Origin of the sequence: Promicromonospora kroppenstedtii (assembly GCF_044389675.1) — a bacterium.
GTDB classification, from domain to species: domain Bacteria; phylum Actinomycetota; class Actinomycetes; order Actinomycetales; family Cellulomonadaceae; genus Promicromonospora; species Promicromonospora kroppenstedtii.
The window spans coordinates 179366-196855 of sequence record NZ_JBIRYI010000004.1 but is presented as its reverse complement, the minus strand read 5'-3'; the positions used below and the strand labels follow the sequence as shown (position 1 = coordinate 196855).

At 72.3% G+C, this 17490-nt stretch carries 15 protein-coding genes; 8 read left to right on the top strand and 7 right to left on the bottom strand.

Annotation, left to right across the window (positions count from 1 at the left end; genetic code table 11):
- Positions 1-180 precede the first annotated feature (180 nt).
- Positions 181-1236, top strand: coding sequence for a LacI family DNA-binding transcriptional regulator (locus ACH47X_RS08410; protein WP_397403242.1), 1056 nt, complete (start codon positions 181-183; stop codon positions 1234-1236).
- Between the two features lie 218 nt (positions 1237-1454).
- Here the strand turns inward: ACH47X_RS08410 and ACH47X_RS08405 are convergent, their stop codons facing one another.
- The 4 genes from ACH47X_RS08405 to ACH47X_RS08390 all read right to left on the bottom strand — a co-directional run bounded on the left by ACH47X_RS08405 (position 1455) and on the right by ACH47X_RS08390 (position 7194).
- Positions 1455-3986 (bottom strand): glycoside hydrolase family 31 protein, encoded by a 2532-nt coding sequence (locus ACH47X_RS08405; protein WP_397403240.1) that lies wholly within the window; start codon positions 3984-3986, stop codon positions 1455-1457.
- 42 nt (positions 3987-4028) lie between these two features.
- Entirely contained in the window at positions 4029-4850 is an 822-nt protein-coding gene (locus ACH47X_RS08400; protein ID WP_397403238.1) for a carbohydrate ABC transporter permease, read from the bottom strand.
- An 89-nt stretch (positions 4851-4939) separates the two neighbouring features.
- Positions 4940-5893 (bottom strand): carbohydrate ABC transporter permease, encoded by a 954-nt coding sequence (locus ACH47X_RS08395; protein ID WP_397403236.1) that lies wholly within the window; start codon positions 5891-5893, stop codon positions 4940-4942.
- Positions 5890-7194, bottom strand: coding sequence for an ABC transporter substrate-binding protein (locus ACH47X_RS08390; RefSeq protein WP_397403234.1), 1305 nt, complete (start codon positions 7192-7194; stop codon positions 5890-5892). The genes ACH47X_RS08395 and ACH47X_RS08390 overlap by 4 nt, the downstream gene beginning before the upstream one ends.
- A 140-nt stretch (positions 7195-7334) precedes the next feature.
- Between ACH47X_RS08390 and ACH47X_RS08385 the strand changes: the two genes are divergently transcribed.
- Together ACH47X_RS08385 and ACH47X_RS08380 are read left to right on the top strand one after the other, a co-directional pair.
- A complete protein-coding gene (locus tag ACH47X_RS08385) occupies positions 7335-7949 on the top strand; it encodes a TMEM175 family protein (RefSeq protein ID WP_397403232.1) in 615 nt (204 codons plus the stop codon).
- A gap of 92 nt (positions 7950-8041) precedes the next feature.
- Positions 8042-8662 carry a VOC family protein gene (locus tag ACH47X_RS08380; RefSeq protein ID WP_397403230.1) on the top strand — a complete coding sequence of 207 codons (621 nt, stop codon included), beginning with the start codon at positions 8042-8044 and terminating at the stop codon, positions 8660-8662.
- A 31-nt stretch (positions 8663-8693) separates the two neighbouring features.
- Here ACH47X_RS08380 and ACH47X_RS08375 read toward each other — a convergent pair whose 3' ends face one another.
- Positions 8694-9284, bottom strand: a complete 591-nt coding sequence (locus ACH47X_RS08375; protein ID WP_397403228.1) for a uracil-DNA glycosylase family protein — start codon at positions 9282-9284, stop codon at positions 8694-8696.
- 139 nt (positions 9285-9423) lie between these two features.
- Between ACH47X_RS08375 and ACH47X_RS08370 the strand changes: the two genes are divergently transcribed.
- The 4 genes from ACH47X_RS08370 to ACH47X_RS08355 all read left to right on the top strand — a co-directional run bounded on the left by ACH47X_RS08370 (position 9424) and on the right by ACH47X_RS08355 (position 12619).
- On the top strand, positions 9424-10269 hold the full coding sequence (locus tag ACH47X_RS08370) for a lysostaphin resistance A-like protein (RefSeq protein WP_397403482.1): 846 nt from the start codon (positions 9424-9426) through the stop codon (positions 10267-10269).
- Positions 10266-11480 carry a sensor histidine kinase gene (locus ACH47X_RS08365; protein WP_397403226.1) on the top strand — a complete coding sequence of 405 codons (1215 nt, stop codon included), beginning with the start codon at positions 10266-10268 and terminating at the stop codon, positions 11478-11480. The genes ACH47X_RS08370 and ACH47X_RS08365 overlap by 4 nt, the downstream gene beginning before the upstream one ends.
- Positions 11477-12142: a response regulator gene (locus ACH47X_RS08360; RefSeq protein WP_397403224.1), complete on the top strand. Its 666-nt coding sequence runs from the start codon at positions 11477-11479 to the stop codon at positions 12140-12142. The genes ACH47X_RS08365 and ACH47X_RS08360 overlap by 4 nt, the downstream gene beginning before the upstream one ends.
- A gap of 168 nt (positions 12143-12310) precedes the next feature.
- Positions 12311-12619 (top strand): hypothetical protein, encoded by a 309-nt coding sequence (locus ACH47X_RS08355; RefSeq protein ID WP_036968252.1) that lies wholly within the window; start codon positions 12311-12313, stop codon positions 12617-12619.
- A 173-nt stretch (positions 12620-12792) separates the two neighbouring features.
- On the opposite strand, the gene ACH47X_RS08350 is transcribed toward ACH47X_RS08355, so the two are convergent.
- Together ACH47X_RS08350 and ACH47X_RS08345 are read right to left on the bottom strand one after the other, a co-directional pair.
- A complete protein-coding gene (locus tag ACH47X_RS08350; RefSeq protein WP_397403221.1) occupies positions 12793-15756 on the bottom strand; it encodes a discoidin domain-containing protein in 2964 nt (987 codons plus the stop codon).
- 229 nt (positions 15757-15985) lie between these two features.
- A complete protein-coding gene (locus ACH47X_RS08345; protein WP_397403219.1) occupies positions 15986-16537 on the bottom strand; it encodes a hypothetical protein in 552 nt (183 codons plus the stop codon).
- A 137-nt stretch (positions 16538-16674) separates the two neighbouring features.
- On the opposite strand from ACH47X_RS08345, the gene ACH47X_RS08340 reads away from it, so the two are divergent.
- Positions 16675-17487 (top strand): NAD-dependent epimerase/dehydratase family protein, encoded by an 813-nt coding sequence (locus tag ACH47X_RS08340; RefSeq protein ID WP_397403217.1) that lies wholly within the window; start codon positions 16675-16677, stop codon positions 17485-17487.
- Positions 17488-17490 lie beyond the last annotated feature (3 nt).

The following is a 17490-nucleotide window of genomic DNA, read 5'->3' as shown; positions in this document are numbered from 1 at the left end:
CCGTCGGCCGAGGCGCCGTCGGCCGAGGCGCCGTCGGCCGAGGCGCCGTCGGACGAGGGCTCTCCGAAGGTCCGCCGCAAGCAGGCGGTTCGGCTGGGTTCCGGACCCGGAACCAGACCCGGCCGCCTGCTCGCGGCGGACCTTTCCCGGTGTCCCGGGGGCCAAAGGTAATCTTCCGACATGAGCCGGGTGACCCTGCAGGACGTCGCGGAGCACGCGGGGGTCTCGATGAAGACCGTGTCCAACGTCGTCCGCGGGTACCAGCACGTCAGCCCGGGGATGCGCGAGCGGGTGCAGGCCGCGATCGACGAGCTCGGCTACCGGCCCAACCGCACCGGCCGCAGCCTCGCCACGGGACGGTCGAGCATGCTCGGGCTCGCGTTCCCGGACCTGCGCCGCCCGTACTTCGCCGAGCTCGCGCACGTCTTCGCGCGGGTCGCCGAGTCGCGCGGCTACCGGCTCCTGCTCGCCGAGACAGGTGCGACGGCAGACGGCGAGCGCTCCGTGCTGCGCGACCGCGAGGCCGGCATCATGGACGCGATGGTGATGCAGCCGCAGGTCCTGCCCGCCCGCGAGCTGGACGGCGAGCGGCACGGCATGCCCATCGTCTTCCTGGGCGAGGACCCGCAGCCCGAGGGCGCGGACCAGGTCGCGATCGACAACGTGGCCGCCGCCCGGGACGCCGTCGGGCACCTGGTGCGCGCCGGACGTCGCCGCATCGGGTTCCTCGGGCACGAGACCGACCGGATGTCGTGGACGTCCAGGCTCCGGATCGAGGGCTACCGCCGGGCGCTCGCCGACGCCGGCCTGCCCGCCGACCCGGAGCTGCTCGTGATGCGACGGCAGGACGGCGACGCCCGCGACGCCGAGGAGGCCCTCGACGCCGCGCTGACCGCGGGGCTCCAGCTGGACGGGCTGCTGTGCCGCGACGACCTCGCGGCGATCGGCGCGCTGCGCGCCCTGCGACGGCACGGCCTGGACGTGCCGGGCGACGTCGCCGTGATCGGCTGGGACGCGATCGAGCTCGGCGCGAGCACCGCGCCGAGCCTGACGTCGGTCGCCCCGGACACCCGGGCGCTCGCCGAACGAGCGCTCGACCTGCTGCTGGAGCGCCTGGAGGGCTACGCGGGCCCGGGCCGGCACGTCACGGTGGGCCACACGATCGAGTTCCGCGAGAGCGCGCCGGCGGTTGGAGTGGGGGCTGGCGACGCGGTGGGCGGCGCCGCGTCGCGCTGAGCTCGGCACCTGGCACTTGGCGGTCGGCACTTGGCATCGAGATCGGTCCAGGGCTGAGCCGATCTCGATGCCAACTGCCGAGCACTCGGGAGACGTGCCGAACTTGGTGTGCGGCACGAGCGCCAGGCCGCCGGGTCGACCGCACAAGGTCAGGCCGTCGGGCCAGGCGCGCGAGGTCAGACGCACGAAGTCAGCCGCTCAAGGTCAGGCCGCCGAGGTCAGGCCTCCGGGGTTACCGCCGCCAGTTGCTCGACCAGGGCCGCGCGAAGCTGGGCCGGCAGGTCGACGGCGGAGAGCTCCGCGATCTTCTCGGCCGCGCCGCGCGGGCTGCTGACGATGTCCCAGGCCGCGAGCTTCTCCGGGTTCGCCGACTGCGCGGACTCCAGGATCACGCGGGCCGCCTCGGTCCGGTCCGTGCCGATGCGCAGCGGGCCGCCCTCGACCCGCACGACGACCTCGGCCGTGGGCGCGGAGGAGGCGGTAACGCTCCACCGCCCGTCGACGCCATCCACCGAGACGATCGTTCCGTTCACCGTCACCGAGCCCTCGGGCCGGGCCGCGAGGAACGTGAGGGTCCACTCCCGCTGCGCGGGCAGCGCCGACGCGTCGCCGCGCACGGGCTCGATCCGGAACTCGCCGCGCTCGCGGTCCCACGTCAGCGCGGTCCGCGCGGCCGGGCCGCCACCGACGCCGCCCGCCCCCGCGAAGCTGTCAGTCCCCGCGAAGCCGTCAGTCCCCGCGAAGCTGTCAGTCCCCGCGAAGCCGTCGGTCCCAGCACCGCTCCCGCCAGCATCCACAGCACCAGCACCAGCACCAGCACCAGCCCCAGCCCAGGCCCCGCCCTCGACGTCCTCCGCCAGCACGAACTCCCCCGACGCCCCCGGCGCCACCAGCACCTCCAGCGTCTCCGGATTGCGCGTCGCGTCCAGCTCCACACCGCCGTCGAGCGGCAGAATCCCGCCTGCCCGCAGCAGCGCCGGCACCGACCCCAGCGTCCGGTGCATCTCGACCGTGCGTCCGCCCTGGTAGACGGCGTCGGTGAAGATGTCGGTCCAGAGCCCCTCGGGCAGCCACACCTTGACGCGACCCCGCAGCGACGCGTCGTCGCGGGGCGTCGTGACGGGCGCGACCAGCAGCTCGCTGCCGAACGCGTACTGGTTGGGCACCTCGTACGCCTCCTGCCGCCGCGGCTCCAGGTGGTACATCGGCCGCACGAGCGGCACCCCGGCGGCGGCGCGGTGGTTCATCGTGTGCAGGTACGGCACCATCCGGTGCCGGAACCGCAGCGCGTCGTCCATCGCGGCGCGGTGCTCGGGCGGGAAGACCCACGGCTCCTTGCGGATGAACGGGTTGTTCGCCGAGTGCAGCCGCATGATCGGCGAGAAGACGCCGAATTGCACCCACCGGGTGGCGAGCTCGTCGTCGCGCACGCCGCGGGTGTGGCCGCCGATGTCGTGGCTCCACCAGCCGTAGCCGATGTTGGCGGCGGTGGCGGTGAACTCGGGCTGGAAGTCGAGCGACTCCCACGAGACCACGGCGTCGCCGGAGAACCCGACGGCGTACCGGTGGCTGCCGGGGCCCGCGTACCGGGAGAACGTCATGCCCGGCTTGCCGTCGCGAGCGGCGTCGAGGTGGTGGAAGTGGTTGAGCACCCACAGCGGGTCCACGCCCGCCATCCCGGAGGTACGGCCCTGCTGCCAGTCGATCCACCAGAAGTCGACGCCCTGCCGCTCCAGCGGGTGGTGCAGCTCCCGGAAGTACGCCTGGAGGAACGCCGGATCGGCCGGGTCGAACGGGATGGGCTGCTCGGTGTCCGGGTCCACGCCCAGGGCGCGGGCCATGGCGGGGTACGCGTCCTCGAAGGCGCGGACGCCGTCGGCCGGGTGCAGGTTCAGCGTGGTGCGCAGCCCGCGCTCGTGCAGCGCGCCGAGGAACGCGGCGGGGTCCGGGAAGAGCGTGGGCTCCCAGGAGTAGCCGGTCCAGCTGCTGCCGAACCACTTCGGCACCGAGTCGACCCGGTGCCAGTCCATGTCGATCACCGCGACGGAGAACGGGATGCGTTCCTCGTCGAACCGGTCCATGAGCGCCAGGTACGACTCGTCGCTGTAGGGGTGGTAGCGGCTCCACCAGTTGCCGAGCGCCCAGCGGGGCAGCCGCATCGGGTGCCCGGAGACCCGGTAGAGGTCGCCGACGGCGTCGGTGTAGTCGCGGCCGAACGCGAACACGTACAGGTCGCTGCGGCCGGGCACGCGCGAGCCCACCCAGCCGTCGTCCTCGAACAGGAACGACGTCGAGTCGTCGACCACGCCGATGCCGTCGCGGGACACGACCCCGGGTTCGAGGTCGACCCGGCCGTCGACATCGTCCAGGGTGCGCGCCGTGCCGCCCAGGTCGCGGGTGGGCTCGCCGTACCGCCAGCGCCCGGAGTCGCTGCCGAGGATCTCGACCACGAGCCCGCTCGCCGAGAACTCCCCGCCGTCGTACCGCAGGCGGGCGCGCGCCGTGGTGACCACGACGCCGTCGCCCACCCGCTCGACGGCGAACTCGGCCGGCGGCAGGTCGCGCCGGATCGCGAACGTCGAGGCGCGGTCCTCGAACTCGCCGTCCGCCGAGCGCTCGACCCGGAAGACGCCGTCGCTCAGCACGGTGATGCGCCAGCCCGCGCCGTGCACCTGCTGCTCGGACCGCGCCCGGGGCGCGGCCTCCGGCAGCGGCCGGACGACGGACAGGCTGTCGACGATCTCTTGCATGGAACTCCTCGGTGCTTGCGGTGCTCGCTCGGACGGTACGGCTCAGTGCTTGACGGCGCCCTGCGTCACGCCGCTGATCACCCAGCGCTGCGCGAACAGGTAGACGACGATCGTCGGCGCCATCGCCATGAGGTACGACGCGAAGGCGACGTTGTAGTTGGTGCCGAACTGGCTCTGGAAGATGTTCTGCACCACGGGCAGGGTCTGCAACGTGGGGTCGGACATGATGAGCGACGGCATCATGAAGTCGTTCCAGGACGCCAGGAAGGCAAAGATGCCGACCGTGGCGTTCATGGGCCCGAGCAGCGGCAGGATGATGCGCCAGAAGATCTGCCACGTGCTCGCGCCGTCGATCCGCGCGCTCTCCTCCAGCTCGATCGGGATGGAGCGCAGGTACGCGGTGTAGAGCAGCACGCTGAACGAGAGCTGGAACATCGCGTGCAGGATCCCCACGCCCAGCGGGTTGTCCAGGCCGGTCAACGCCGTGAGCTGGATCTGCGGCAGCGCGACGACGGGGAACGGCAGGAACAGCGCCGCGAGCAGGTAGATCATCGACCAGCGGAAGAACCGGCGGTCCCAGTTCCGGGCGATGGCGTAGGCCGCGAGCGAGCTGAGGAGCAGCGTGAGCAGCACGGCGATCGCCGCCACTGCCAGCGAGATGCCGAACGAGACCGGGAACCGCGTGAGCGACCAGGCCTCGGCGAAGCTCGCCGGGTTGAACGGCGCCGGCAGCGAGAACGCGTTCCCATCAGCGGACTGCCCGCTGGTCTTGAACGCCATGGACAGCGTCACGTATAGCGGCACGAAGACGGTGAGCGTCGCGAGGCCGAGCGCGATCGTGAGCGGCCAGTTGGTGCGGTGCACCCGGCCCGTCTTGGTGGGGCGTGCGGATCGGGCGGACGGGCGCGAGCCGGCCGCGCGGGGGCCGTCAGCGCGAGAGGTTTCGACGGTGGTCACAGCTGGACCGCCCTTCCACGGGTGGCGACGATCTGGGCGACGGAGATGAGCGCGGTGACGACGAGGAACACGGTGGCGTTGGCCATCTGGTAGGCGTAGTCGCCGCCGGTGAAGCCGCCGAAGATCGTCATAGCGACGCTGCTGGTGGCCGTGCCGGGGCCGCCGCCGGTCAGGCCGACGATGACGTCGTACACACCGAGGTACCCCTTCACGCCGAGGATCGTGTTGATCAGGATGAAGCCCGCGATGAGCGGCACGGTGATCGAGCGGAACTGCCGCCAGGGCGTGGCGCCGTCCAGGGCGCTCGCCTCGTACAGGTCGCTCGGGATGGACGTCAGCCCGGCCGTGTAGACCAGGAGCGCGCCCGGGATGGTCTGCCACGCGGACACGATCACGATGGACAGCCAGGCCAGGTCGGGGTTGCCGAGGATGCTCTCCTCCAGCGGCCCGAACCCGACCGCCGTCGCGATGGCGGGCAGCGAGTTGGAGAACAGGAAGTTGAACACGTACGCCACGACGATCCCGGAGACCACCATCGGAATGACGAACACCGTGCGCAGCGTGGTCGCGAACCGGATGCGCCGGGTCAGGGCCACGGCCAGGGCGAGCGCGATCGTCTGGGCGACGACCACGGTGACCAGCGCGAACCCGAGCGTGAACCCGTACGACTCGAGGATGCGCGGGTCGCTGAACAACGCGGCGTAGTTGCGCAACCCCAGGAACGACCAGTCACCGAACCCAACGTAGTCGGTGAGGCTGTAGAAGATGCCGATCAGCGCCGGGATGATCACGAACGCCGTGAAGATCAGCAGCGTCGGGACCAGGAACACGTAGTACAGCGGCTCCACCCGCCGGCCCTTCGCGCGCCGGGCCGAGCGCCCGCCCGTGCGGCCGGCCGACGCCGGGCGCCCCGCCGCCGTCGTGCTCTGGTACATCGTTGTGTCAGTCATACCGTGGCCTCCCGTCCGGCGAGCCGGCGCCAGTCGGCGTCGAGCTGGCGGAGCATGCCCTGGAAGTTGCCGCTGCGGATCGCGGACTGCAGGTAGTTGCCGAGCGGGATCGACGTCGGCACGAACGTCCCGGCCCCCTGGTAGAAGGCGGCGCGGTCCACGTAGTCCTGGAGCCCGGCCAGCCGCTCGTCCTCCTGCGGCGGCGCGTCCTTGAGCGTCGAGTACGCGAGGTTGTCGGCGTTGTAGGCGTTGAGGACGTCGGGCCGCATCAGGAACTCGACCAGCTCGCGCGCCTCGTCCTGGTGAGTCGACGCCGTCGGGATCCACAGGCCCAGGTCGATGTTGACCCGCGCCTGCCGGTCCTCGGGGTTCTCGGAGACGGGCAGCGCGAAGGTCCCGATCTCGAGGTCCGGGTCGACCAGGGCGATCTGGGAGAGCGCCCAGGGGCCCTGGAGGTACATCGCGGCCTCGCCCTTGCCGAACGCGAGGTTGCCGTCGGCGTAGGCCCGCACCGCGTGGTCCTTGTTGAAGTACGACGAGATGGTCTTGGCGCGCTCCATCGGCACGGCGAAGTCCTTCTCGAAGGAGACCTCCGAGTCCGGCCCGACGTCGGTCCCGAGCTCCTTGAGGCGGCGGAAGAACTCGCCCGGCGCCACGAGGCTGCCCACCGAGTAGTCGAACAGACCCTGCCAGAGCGTCCAGGTGTCGCGGTCGGTCGCGTAGATCGGCGTGATACCGGCGGCGACGAGCTCGTCGCAGACGTCGACGAACTGCGACCAGGTCTCCGGGACGGGCAGCTCGTGCTCCGCGAAGATCTTCTTGTTGTAGATGACGCCGGCCGCGGCGAGCGAGTACGGCAGCACGCTGGTGCGGCCGGGGTAGGTCGCGTACTGGTCGGTCAGCTCGCCGATGTCCGTGCGGACCGTCTGCGCCGACGGCAGGTCGGACAGGTCCCCGAGCACGCCGCGCTTGATGTAGCGGGCCAGCTCCAGGTTGTCGTTGAAGCAGCCGACGTCGGCGGGCTCGTTGCGCACGAACTGCGGGGCGATGGCGACCGTGGAGTCGTGCACCACGGTGATGCCCGGCCGTTCCTTCTCGAACCGGCGGAGCAGCTCGTCGAAGTAGGCGATGACCTCCTGCTTCTGCTCGTAGAAGCGCAGGGCGACACCCCCACCGCCGACCGACGACGACGTGGCCGACGACGGCGCGCAGCCGGCCACGCCCAGCGCGACCAGCGCGGCGGAGCCGGCCAGGAAGGACCTCCGGCTGACCGGGGCGGAACGACCAGAACCTGGACTCACGCTGCATCTCCCATGCTCGAACTCCGTTGCTCGCGGCGACCGTCGGAATTTACAGCGCTGTAAACAATCCCGTCAAACGTCCGGCGATCCGCGGGCGCCCCGCCGGACGCCGCGTGGCAGGATCACGCACGGAGGTCCAGATGAACACCGCACAGCCGCCGGAGCGCACCAGCGAGCGCCTCATCGCGTTCCTCGACGCCGCGATCGCGATCTCGATGACGCTGCTGATCCTGCCGCTCATGGAGAGCGTCTCGGAGGCGGTCGCCGACCAGCGGACCGTGGTCGAGTACGTCCGGGAGCACTCCTGGCAGCTGGTCGCGTTCGCGCTGAGCTTCGTGATCATCGCGATGTTCTGGCGCCTGCACCACGGCATCCTGCACGCGGACACCTCAGCGGGCCGACGGCGGACGAACCTGCAGCTCGCGTGGCTGTTCACCATCACGGTGATGCCCGTGGTCACGGCGCTGACGGGCGGCCTGGACACCGGCCGGGAGGTCGTGGCGTCCTACATCGGCACGCTCGCGGTGAGCGCCTGGCTGCTGTTCACGATCGCCGTCGTCGAGCGCCGCACCCGGACCGCCGCCGGGCTGCCCGTGGCGGCCTCGATCGCGGCGATGCCGCTGTCCCTGGCGCTGCTGTTCACGCTCGCGCTGCTGCTCGGGCTCCTGGTGCCGTCGTACCTCTGGCTGTTCGTCATGGTGCTGGTGACGCCACTGCGCGCGATCCTGCTGCGGGCCGGCGTCGTCGGCCGTTAGAACGCCCCGTAGAACGCCCCGTAGAACACCTCGGAGAAGGCGGTCAGGAATCGAGAAGCGCTGCCCGCACCCCGCTCCCTAACGTTGTGGGCATGGCAAACATCGACTCCGTCACCCTCGAGGTGGCCGACCCCAGCACCGCCCGTTCCTTCTACGACGCCGCCTTCGGCCTGGGCGAGGACCGCCTCCGCCTGACCGCCGGCGAGACGCCGTCCTCCGGCTTCCGCGGGTTCCACATCTCGCTGGTCGCTGACCAGCCGGGTGACGTCCACGCCCTGTTCGACGCCGCCGTCGGCGCCGGGGCCACGGTGCTCAAGCCCCTGGCCAAGTCCATGTGGGGCCACGGCGGCGTGCTCCAGGCGCCCGACGGCACCATCTGGAAGGTCGCCACCTCCGCCAAGAAGGACACGCGGCCCCCCGAGCGGCGGTTCGACAAGATCGTCCTCCTGGTCGGCGCGGACGACGTGTCCGCGAGCAAGAAGTTCTACGTGGGCCACGGCCTGACGGTCGGCAAGAGCTTCGGCTCGTACGTCGACTTCAAGATGGGCTCCAGCCCCATCGGCTTCGGCCTCTACAAGCGCGCCGCCCTGGCCAAGGACGCCGGGGTGCCGCCGGAGGGCACGGGCTCGCACCGGCTCACGGTCGGCGGCGACGTCGGCGAGTTCACGGACCCGGACGGGTTCGCGTGGGAGTCGGTGCGGGTGAACTCGTAGTGGTGGGCCGGTCGCGGTGGGGCGCTCCCGGTCACGTGTCCGCGAGCGCCCCGGTCACGGCCGCCCGCAGCGCGGGCACGACGTCCGCCTCGAACCAGGGGTTCTTGGCCTGCCAGCGGAAGTTCAGCGGCGACGGATGTACCAGTGGCACGGTCTGCGGCAGATACTCCTGGTACGCCCGCACGGTCTCCGTCAGGCTCTTCTTGGCCCGGCCGCCCAGGTAGTACTTCTGGGCGTAGCTGCCCACCAGGACCGTGAGACTGCGGCTCGGCAGCTCGGCGAGGATCCGCGGATGCCACCGCCCTGCGAAATCTTTGCGCGGCGGCAGGTCGCCCGACGCTCCCTTGCCCGGGTAGTAGAAGTCCATCGGCAGGATCGCGAACAGGTCGGGATCGTAGAACTGCTCGTCGGTCACGCCGAGCCAGGTGCGCAGCTTGACGCCGCTGGCGTCGTTCCACGGCTTGCGGCTCTCCTGGGCCTTGCGGCCGGGCGCCTGCCCCACCAGGACGATCCGGGCTCCCTCCGACACCGAGTAGAGCGGCTCCCAGCCGAGCTCGGCGGCCCAGGCGTTGGCGGGGTCGGCGATGATCTCCGCACGGATCAGGTCGAGGTTGCCGGTCACCGGCCCAGTCTGTCCCCCGTGCGAGCTACCCGCGAGTGTCCACCCCGCGGTGACGACTGCTGACCTGGGAATTCATAGCGTTCGGGGTGGCACGCGGCGCCCGGCCGCGGCCTCTTCCCAAGGAGTCATCGTGCGTCTGATGTGGCAGCTCATCGCGGTTGTGGCGATCTCGTTCCTCGGCGGCCAGGGCCTCATGGCGGTCCAGGACAACCCCTGGCTGACGTTCGCCGTCGGCCTCGCCACGGCCGTGGTCGGCGTCGTCGTCTATACGTGGGTCGTGCGGGTGACCGAGCGCCGGCCCGTCATCGAGGTGGAGCTCAAGGGTGCGGCGCCCGCGCTGACCTGGGGCACGCTGCTCGGGCTCGGGCTGTTCGGCCTGGTCATCGTGAACCTCGCCTTCCTCGGCAGCTACACCGTGCACGGCCTGGGCTCCCCCACGGGCGCGCTGGGCCTGCTCGGCTTCATGGCCGCGGCGGCCGTGACCGAGGAGCTCATGTGGCGCGGCGTCCTGTTCCGGATCGTCGAGGGCTGGACCGGCACCTGGGTCGCACTGACGATCACGGGCCTCCTGTTCGGCCTGGCGCACCTGCTCAACCCGAACGCCACCCTGTGGGGCGCCGTCGCCATCGCGCTGGAGGCCGGCGGCATGCTCACGGCCGCGTACGTCGCCACCCGCAAGCTCTGGGTGCCGATCGGCCTGCACCTCGGCTGGAACGTCGCCGGCAGCGCCATCTTCAGCACCGAGGTTTCCGGTAACGACACCCCGCAGGGCCTGCTCGACGCCACGACGTCCGGCCACGTGCTGGTCACCGGCGGCGCCTTCGGCCCCGAGGGCAGCCTCTACTCCGTGGTGTTCTGCGTGATCACCGCCGCGATCTTCCTCGTGGTCGCCCACCGTCGCGGCCGCATCGTGCCGCTGAACCGCGCCGCCCGGGCCGCCCACGCCGCCGATGCGGCCGACAAGGCCGCTAGGCTCCCCGCGTGACCGACCTGCATGGGGCCCTGGACCGGTGGCGCCGGCTCGACGTCACCGTCCGGGACCTGCCGCTCGCCCTCGGGTTCGCCGGCCTCGCGTTCCTCCCGTTCCTGCGCGAGTACGGCACCCAGGTCGGCGAGCTGCCTGCCCGTCCCCTGGACGGGTGGGCGGTTCTCGTCATCGCCCTGCAGTGCCTTCCCCTCGCGGTCCGACGGCGGTTTCCGGCGGTCTGCATGCTCCTGGTCGCGGCCGGCTTCGCCGCCGCCCAGGTCACCGGTTACCACTCGTTCGCGGGCAACGCCCTGGGCGTCGCCCTCGTGAGCACGGGCGCCCACCTCGGCCGACGACGCCGCGTGGTCCCCGCCGTCCTGACCGTGGCCTACGTGGCGCTCGCTGTCGTGCTCGACCGGCTGACCGGGGCCGAGCGCGTGGACGAGCTCGTCACGTTCTACCTGGCGATGGCGCTGGCATGGGGCGTCGGCGTCTGGCTGCGCTCCACCCGGGCAGCCGAGGCGGAACGCCGGCGCCGGGTCGCGCAGGACACGCTGGTGGCGGAACGCACCCGGATCGCCCGCGAGCTGCACGACGTCGTGACCCACCACGTCACGGCGATGGTGGTGCAGGCCGAGGCGGCGAAGTACCTGACCGCGGCGCCCGAGCGTCTGGGGCAGACCCTGGGCGCCGTCACCGACACGGGCCGGCACGCCATCGCCGACCTGCGGCACCTGCTCGACCTGCTCGATCCGGGGCACGACGGCGCCGCGCGGACGCCGTCGGCGGGCGAGGTGCGCGACCTGGTGGAGCAGACGCGGCGGGCCGGGCAGCCGGTGGAGCTGGTGGAGGACGGCCAGCCGGCCGGCCCGGCGGACAGCGCCGGGCTGACCGTGTACCGCGTGGTGCAGGAGGCCCTCACCAACGCGCTCAAGCACGCGCACGGCGCCCCGACGGCGGTCGACGTGCGGCACACGGAACGGGAGATCGTCGTGGAGATCAGTACGGCGGGTACGGGTACAGGTGTGGGTGCGGGATCACGCCCGGACTCGGGCGGGGTCCGGGGTTCCGCGGCCGTCCCCGGTGGGAGCGGGCGCGGGTTGGCGGGCCTCCGCGAGCGGGTGGTCACCCTGGGCGGCGAGTTCGACACGGAGCGCCTGGACGACGGCGGCTTCGTCGTGCGGGCGCGAGTCCCCCGCCCGTACTCGACCGTGGCGGACCGGACGTGAGCGGCGGGGTGCCGATCCGGGTGCTGGTGTGCGACGACCAGGCGCTGATCCGCACGGGCTTCGCGACGATCATCGACGCCCAGCCCGACCTGGAGGTGGTGGGCGAGTGCGCGGACGGGCGTGCCGCCGTCGACCTGGCGCGGCGGCTGGAGCCGGACCTCGTGGTGATGGACGTCCGCATGCCGGTGCTCGACGGGATCGAGGCGACCCGCCTGCTGGCGGGCGCCGGGGTCGAGCGGCCGGTCAAGGTGCTGGTGGTGACCACGTTCAACCTGGACGAGTACGTGTACGAGGCGCTGCGCGCCGGGGCCAGCGGGTTCCTGCTCAAGGACGCGCCCGCCGGCCAGCTGCTGCAGGGCATCCGCACGGTCGCGAGCGGCGCGGCGCTGCTGGCGCCCGAAGTGACGCGGCAGCTCGTCGGCCGGTACGCGGCGCGCATCCGGCCCGCCGAGGCCCCGGTCGCCGACACGACCCTGACGCCGCGCGAGCTGGAGGTGCTGCGGCTCATCGCGGACGGGCGGTCCAACGGCGAGATCGCCGCGACCCTCGTGATCAGCCAGGAGACCGTCAAGACCTACGTGTCGCGCATCCTGGCCAAGCTCGGCCTGCGCGACCGGGTGCAGGCAGTGGTGCACGCCTACCGCACGGGGCTGGTCACCTGACGCTTGGCCGGCCGCGCACGACCGGCCACGCGGCGCCGTCGAGCACCGGGTGATCTCCGCGCCTCGGCCCGCCAGGTCCATGCGTGCGGACGTACGTTGAAGGTCCGGAGGGCGGACCGGGTCCGACCGACCTACCCGGACGCCCTTCACCACGAGGAGGTGGTGAACATGAGGCGTGTCATCCTGACGTGCGTCGTGACAGCAGGACTGACCCTCGGCGGCGCCATGTCTGCCATGGCGGGCGAGACCAACGGCAACGGCGACCCGGTCCCGGGTGCGCACCAGGCCAGCTCGGCCTGCGCGTTCTCCGGCAGGGACCTGCCCGACGCCCAGGAGAACCAGCCGCCGGAGTTCAACGACGACTTCGTGACGGGCGGCAGGGTTCAGAGCTACGGCAAGTTCGTGAGCCACGGCCTCAAGGACGCCGTGCCCAGCCCCGGCGTCGCCTGCCGCGGCAACGTCGACTTCGAGGGCTGACGCCGACGCGCGGTCCGGCGTCCTGTCGCCGTCCGCCATCCCCTTCGAGGCCTAAGTTTCTTGGCTTTCCGACGCCGGAAAGCCAAGAAACTTAGGCCTCGAAGGTAAGCCCAACCGTCAGACGGGGCCGGCAGACAGGGGCGTCAGACAGGGGCGTCAGGCTGAGCCAGCCGTCAGCCGCAGGCTGACGCCGGGTAGCCCGCGGTCAGAGCGGCCTCGCCGCGCGCCGAGACCCTGACGGTCCCCGCGTCGAGCGCGGCCTCCCGCGTGCTGACGACGGCCTGCCCCGTGCGGCCCGGCGCGACGTCGCGCACCACGCGGGTACCGAACGGCGTCCGGACCTCGAAGTCCGCACTGCGGTCACCGAGGTTCCGCACCGTGGTCACGACCTGGGCCTTGTCGCGCGCCACACATCGCGCCTCCACCTCGGGCGCGACGGCGGAAACCCTCGCGCCGACCCCGAGCGCGGGGATCTTGAGGTACGAGCCGGGCGTCGCGAACGTCAGCCGCACGGCCGACGCCCAGACCGGCTCGAACTCGACCGACGTCGGCGCGCCGGTCGCGGCGGGCGCCACGTCCTGGGCCGTGGTCGGGTGCCACGTGCCCTGGGCGTCGCGGTACTCGACGTCCACGGTCGCGATGGTGCCCTCGGTCGTCGTGAAGCCGACCCGGTCGACGGCGCGAGCCTCGGCCGGCTCGACCGTGAACGTCACCTCGTCGCGGCCGGCACTGCCGGACCACGTCGACCACGAGGTCGCGGCGTTGCCGTCGCACGCGTTGGCCGCCGGCATGGTCTCCCACTCGGTCTGGTGGAAGCTCGCCGAGACCGTGGTGCCCTCGGCCCGGCACAGGTCGACGACGTCGTCCGCGCCCCAGACCTGGACCTCGGAGATCGACTGCCACGTGTTCGTCGCCGTCGTCAGCCGCACGCGCAGGGCGTTCGTGCGGGGAAGGTCCGACACATCGAGCGTCGCGACCGGCGCGGCGGAGGCGGCGTCCTGCGCGAGGTCGACGCGCACGTCCGTCGTCGTCCAGGCGCCCGACGCGTCCAGGTACTCCGCGGCGACCGTGGACGGCCAGGTGGCTCCCGAACCGTCCTTGTAGGTGTGCACCACGACCTGGTCGAGGTCCTGCGCGAGCGGCCACGTGAACGACAGCCAGCTGTTGCGCGGGTAGCCCGACGACGTCCAGTCGTCCCAGCCCTTGCCCTTGACGTTGCCGTCCACGACCGTCGGGGCGAGGCTCGCCCGGCTGGACGCGGCGACCGACGCGCCGGGCGCGAGGTTGGCGACGCCGTCCTCGTGCACCTCGATCGTGCGCGTGAAGGTGCGGCCCGCCGTGAAGCCGTCGCCGGCGGCGAGCGTGCCCGTGATGGTCTGCGTGCCGCGTGTCTCGAACGACGTCGCGCTCCAGGTCACCGGCACGTCACTGGTGGCGCCGCCGACCTCGACCGGGACCGCGTCGGGCAGGGTCGCGCCGAAGTCCTCGCCGGGCGCCACCTGGTCGGGCACGCCGTCGTCGGTCACCCGCCAGATCTCGGTACCGGTGCCCTTGTCGTCCCAGTAGCTCTCGTCCCAGCCGTCTGCCCAGCGGGCCGGGTCCTCGGTGGCGGGGTTGCGCATCTCGGCGCGGCCGTTCTCGCCGATCGTGACGGGCAGCCACACGTAGTTCGAGTTCGCGGCCCCGGCGTTCCAGCGGTCGCCCATGTAGACGAAGCGGCCGCCGCCCAGGTCGAGCACGTTGGTCGACTGCGAGCCGAACGTGGTGCGGCGCGTGTCGCCGACCGCCAGCAGGCCGTCGCCGCCCTCGGGGATGGCGTTGTAGGCGACGTTCTCATGCTGGTCGCCCGCCTCGACACCACGGATCCAGGAGCCCAGGATGTTGTCGGCCGTGTAGTAGGTCTGCGGGTTCGGGGCCCAGCCCGTCGCGCCCGACGCCACCGTGTAGTACGTGCCGCCGTGCTGGAACAGCGCGGGCGCCTCCAGCACGCCGCATTCCTTGACGATCTGGAAGTCCTCGCCGCGCACCGGGGCGGCGGCGGTGCCGTCCGCGAACAGGTACGGGAAGCGGCCGTCCTCCGAGTACTGCCCGGCGTCCGCCATGTCGACGTCGGTGGTGTGCGTGACGTTCGTGTAGTCCGCGTCGAGCTCCGCGATGTACAGCGTCCGGTTCTCCTCGGAGGAGTAGACGATGTACGCGGTGCCGTCGGCGTCCTGGAACACCGTCATGTCCCGCGCCTGCCCCGGCACGGCCGCGGAGATGCACGCCTGGTAGTTGGTCCGGTTCGGCATCCGGTACACGCCCGTCATCTTGAAGGGCCCGGTCGGGCTGTCCGAGACCGCGACGCCCGCCATCGAGCGCGCGTACATGCTGCCACCCGGGGTGGTCTGCCCGTCGGAGTGCCACCACAGCACCCACTGCTTGGTCGCCCCGTTGTAGAGCACCTTGGGCCGCTCGAAGATCGTGGTGTAGTCGGCGGCGTCGTTGGTGTTCAGGTGGTAGTCGAGCTCGGCGATGCGGTCCGCGCGGGGCTCGCCGGCGTCGTCGACCGTGTCGTAGAGGGCGTCGAAGTAGTCCGACTCCAGCTCCGCGGCATTCGACACGGAGCGCAGCACGACGCCCTCGTCCGTCCAGTTCCTCGTGTCGTACGACTTGTACGCGTGCACGCCCGGGCTGCCGTAGTAGCCGTTGCTGCGGTCCTCGCCGTACCAGTAGTAGACGGTCTGTCCCGCCTCCTCGCCCTCGACGACGGACCCGGCGTCGACGCCGAGTTCCTCAGCCGAGACGGACACGACCTGGCCGCCGTGGGCCTGGATGTGGTTGCCGCCGTCGTCGAGCCAGGACGGCGTGAAGTAGTCGGCCGCGCCGGAGCCGGGGTCGAGGATGGGCGGGTAGGCGGAGTAGGCGGCGGCTGCGGTGCCTGCCTCGACTGGTGCGGCCGGTGCTGCGTCGGCTGCCACGGCCTGGGCCGCCGGGACGGCGACCGCCGCGGCCAGCGCCACGGCGAGGGCGGCGCCCAGAGGGGCCGCACGGGTGGCCGCCGGACGAGCGGCTGCCGGACGAGCTGCGGTGCGAGCGGATGGTGCGGTGCGGTTGCTGCGCGGGGCGCGGCGGTGACCCATGTCCGTCTCCTTCATCCTCGAAGTCTGTGGACGCGGAAGTCTGTGGACACGCGAGGACGGGCGCCGCCGGCCTCGCGAAACGCGACTCTGCGTTCCGGCGGGCCCTGCGGGACCGCCGCGGAACAGGCTGGCACCCGTCAAATGTTGGCGTCAACACGATGTCCGAAAGTGATCGACTCCGCGGGTGGGTTCCGACGTCGGGAGTCGGGGGCCCGGGCCGACAAGGCCCGCCCGGGCGCCCCGCTCAGCCGTGCGCGAGCAGCTTGAGCCCGACCACCCCGACCGCGAGCGCCGCGAGCACGCCCAGTGCCAGGATGCGGGCGGGCCAGGGCAGCTTGGTGCGGCGGATGCCGAGCCAGGCGATGAGCACGAGGGTGGCGATGAGCACGCCGACGCCGACCCGCAGGGCGGTGGTGACCTCCCACCAGCCGAGGCCGGCGACCGCGAGGGCCAGCAGAGGGAAGACGAGGGTGACGAGGGCGCCGGCGCTGGTGCGGGTCATGGCGGCCAGGTGGTGGCGGTCGGGGAACCCGCCGTGGGCGGCGAGGTGGGAGATGAGCTCGGCGAGCCAGGCGGCGGCGACGGTGCCGACGGCGGTGATGGTGAGCGAGGCGGCGGCCGTCCCGGCGCCGAGCCCGTGGGCGTGCGCCAGGAGCGTGAGGGTGACGGCGAGGGTGGCGAAGGTGACGTAGACGCGCTCGCGAAGCCGCTCGGCGAGGTCCTCGCGCTCCTCGGGGGTCATGGTGGCGTGGGTACCGGGCTGGTCCGGGTGCGCGGGGCGGCGCGGGGTGCTCATGCGGCCATTGTGTCGTGTCGCCGTCTCGTGTCGCCGTCTCGCGTCGCCGCAGGTCGTTGCCTGCGTGGGCGTGACGGTCGACCGGCCTGGCGTCAACTAGCCTCTCGTCATCACCGGTCGGACGAAGGAGCCCGAGCATGTCGAACGAGGAGACCCAGGTGGTCGCGATCACCGGGGCGGCGGGCCGGATCGGCCGCGCGATCACGCCGCTGCTGCGGCGTCCGGGGCGGGAGCTGCGGCTGCTGGACCGGGAGGTGCCCGCCGACCGGGACGAGCGGGACCGGTGGTTCGCGGGCGACATCACCGAGCCGGGCGCCCTGGACGAGGCGTTCCGGGGCGCGGACCTGGTGGTGCATCTCGCGGCCCATCCGTGGGAGCGGCCGTGGCCCGAGATCGTCGCCGTGAACATCGACGGCACGCAGAGGACGCTGGAGGCGGCGCACGTCGCGGGCGTGCCGCGCGTGCTGTTCGCGAGCTCGATCCACGCGGTGGGGTACGCGACGCCCGCCGAGGCCGCGGCGGTCGACGAGCTCCACCCGCGGCCCGACACGTTCTACGGCATGAGCAAGGCCGCCGGCGAGGCGCTGGGCAGCGTCTACGCGGACCGGTTCGGCATGACCGTGGTGAGCGCGCGGATCTGCGCCTTCAGCCCGGACGTCGCCGGAGGCCATTCGGTCGCCCTGTGGCTCTCCCCCGCCGATGCCGCCCGGCTGGTCGAGGCCGTGGCCGCGCTCGACCGGCCCGGGCACCACGTGGTCTGGGGCGTCTCCGACAACGGGCCGGGCTGGTTCCCGCTCGGGCCGGGGCATGCGATCGGCTTCCACCCGCAGGACGACGCGGTGCGCCGGGCGACCGAGCGCGACGGCGTCGCGCCGCCGGAGCCGGAGCGCGACAGGATCCTCGCGGGGATCTTCGCTGACGAGGACCACCCGCTGGGCGGGGAGTGGTGACGG

What these genes read in the sequence shown, in the direction of transcription:
- ACH47X_RS08410 (WP_397403242.1), top strand. Translation starts at nt 181, where the DNA reads ATGAGCCGGGTGACCCTGCAGGACGTCGCGGAGCACGCGGGGGTCTCG.
- ACH47X_RS08355 (WP_036968252.1), top strand. Translation starts at nt 12,311, where the DNA reads ATGAGGCGTGTCATCCTGACGTGCGTCGTGACAGCAGGACTGACCCTC.
- ACH47X_RS08340 (WP_397403217.1), top strand. Translation starts at nt 16,675, where the DNA reads ATGTCGAACGAGGAGACCCAGGTGGTCGCGATCACCGGGGCGGCGGGC.
- ACH47X_RS08380 (WP_397403230.1), top strand. Translation starts at nt 8,042, where the DNA reads ATGGCAAACATCGACTCCGTCACCCTCGAGGTGGCCGACCCCAGCACC.
- ACH47X_RS08385 (WP_397403232.1), top strand. Translation starts at nt 7,335, where the DNA reads ATGAACACCGCACAGCCGCCGGAGCGCACCAGCGAGCGCCTCATCGCG.
- ACH47X_RS08350 (WP_397403221.1), bottom strand. Translation starts at nt 15,756, where the DNA reads ATGAAGGAGACGGACATGGGTCACCGCCGCGCCCCGCGCAGCAACCGC.
- ACH47X_RS08405 (WP_397403240.1), bottom strand. Translation starts at nt 3,986, where the DNA reads ATGCAAGAGATCGTCGACAGCCTGTCCGTCGTCCGGCCGCTGCCGGAG.
- ACH47X_RS08395 (WP_397403236.1), bottom strand. Translation starts at nt 5,893, where the DNA reads ATGACTGACACAACGATGTACCAGAGCACGACGGCGGCGGGGCGCCCG.
- ACH47X_RS08345 (WP_397403219.1), bottom strand. Translation starts at nt 16,537, where the DNA reads ATGAGCACCCCGCGCCGCCCCGCGCACCCGGACCAGCCCGGTACCCAC.
- ACH47X_RS08370 (WP_397403482.1), top strand. Translation starts at nt 9,424, where the DNA reads ATGTGGCAGCTCATCGCGGTTGTGGCGATCTCGTTCCTCGGCGGCCAG.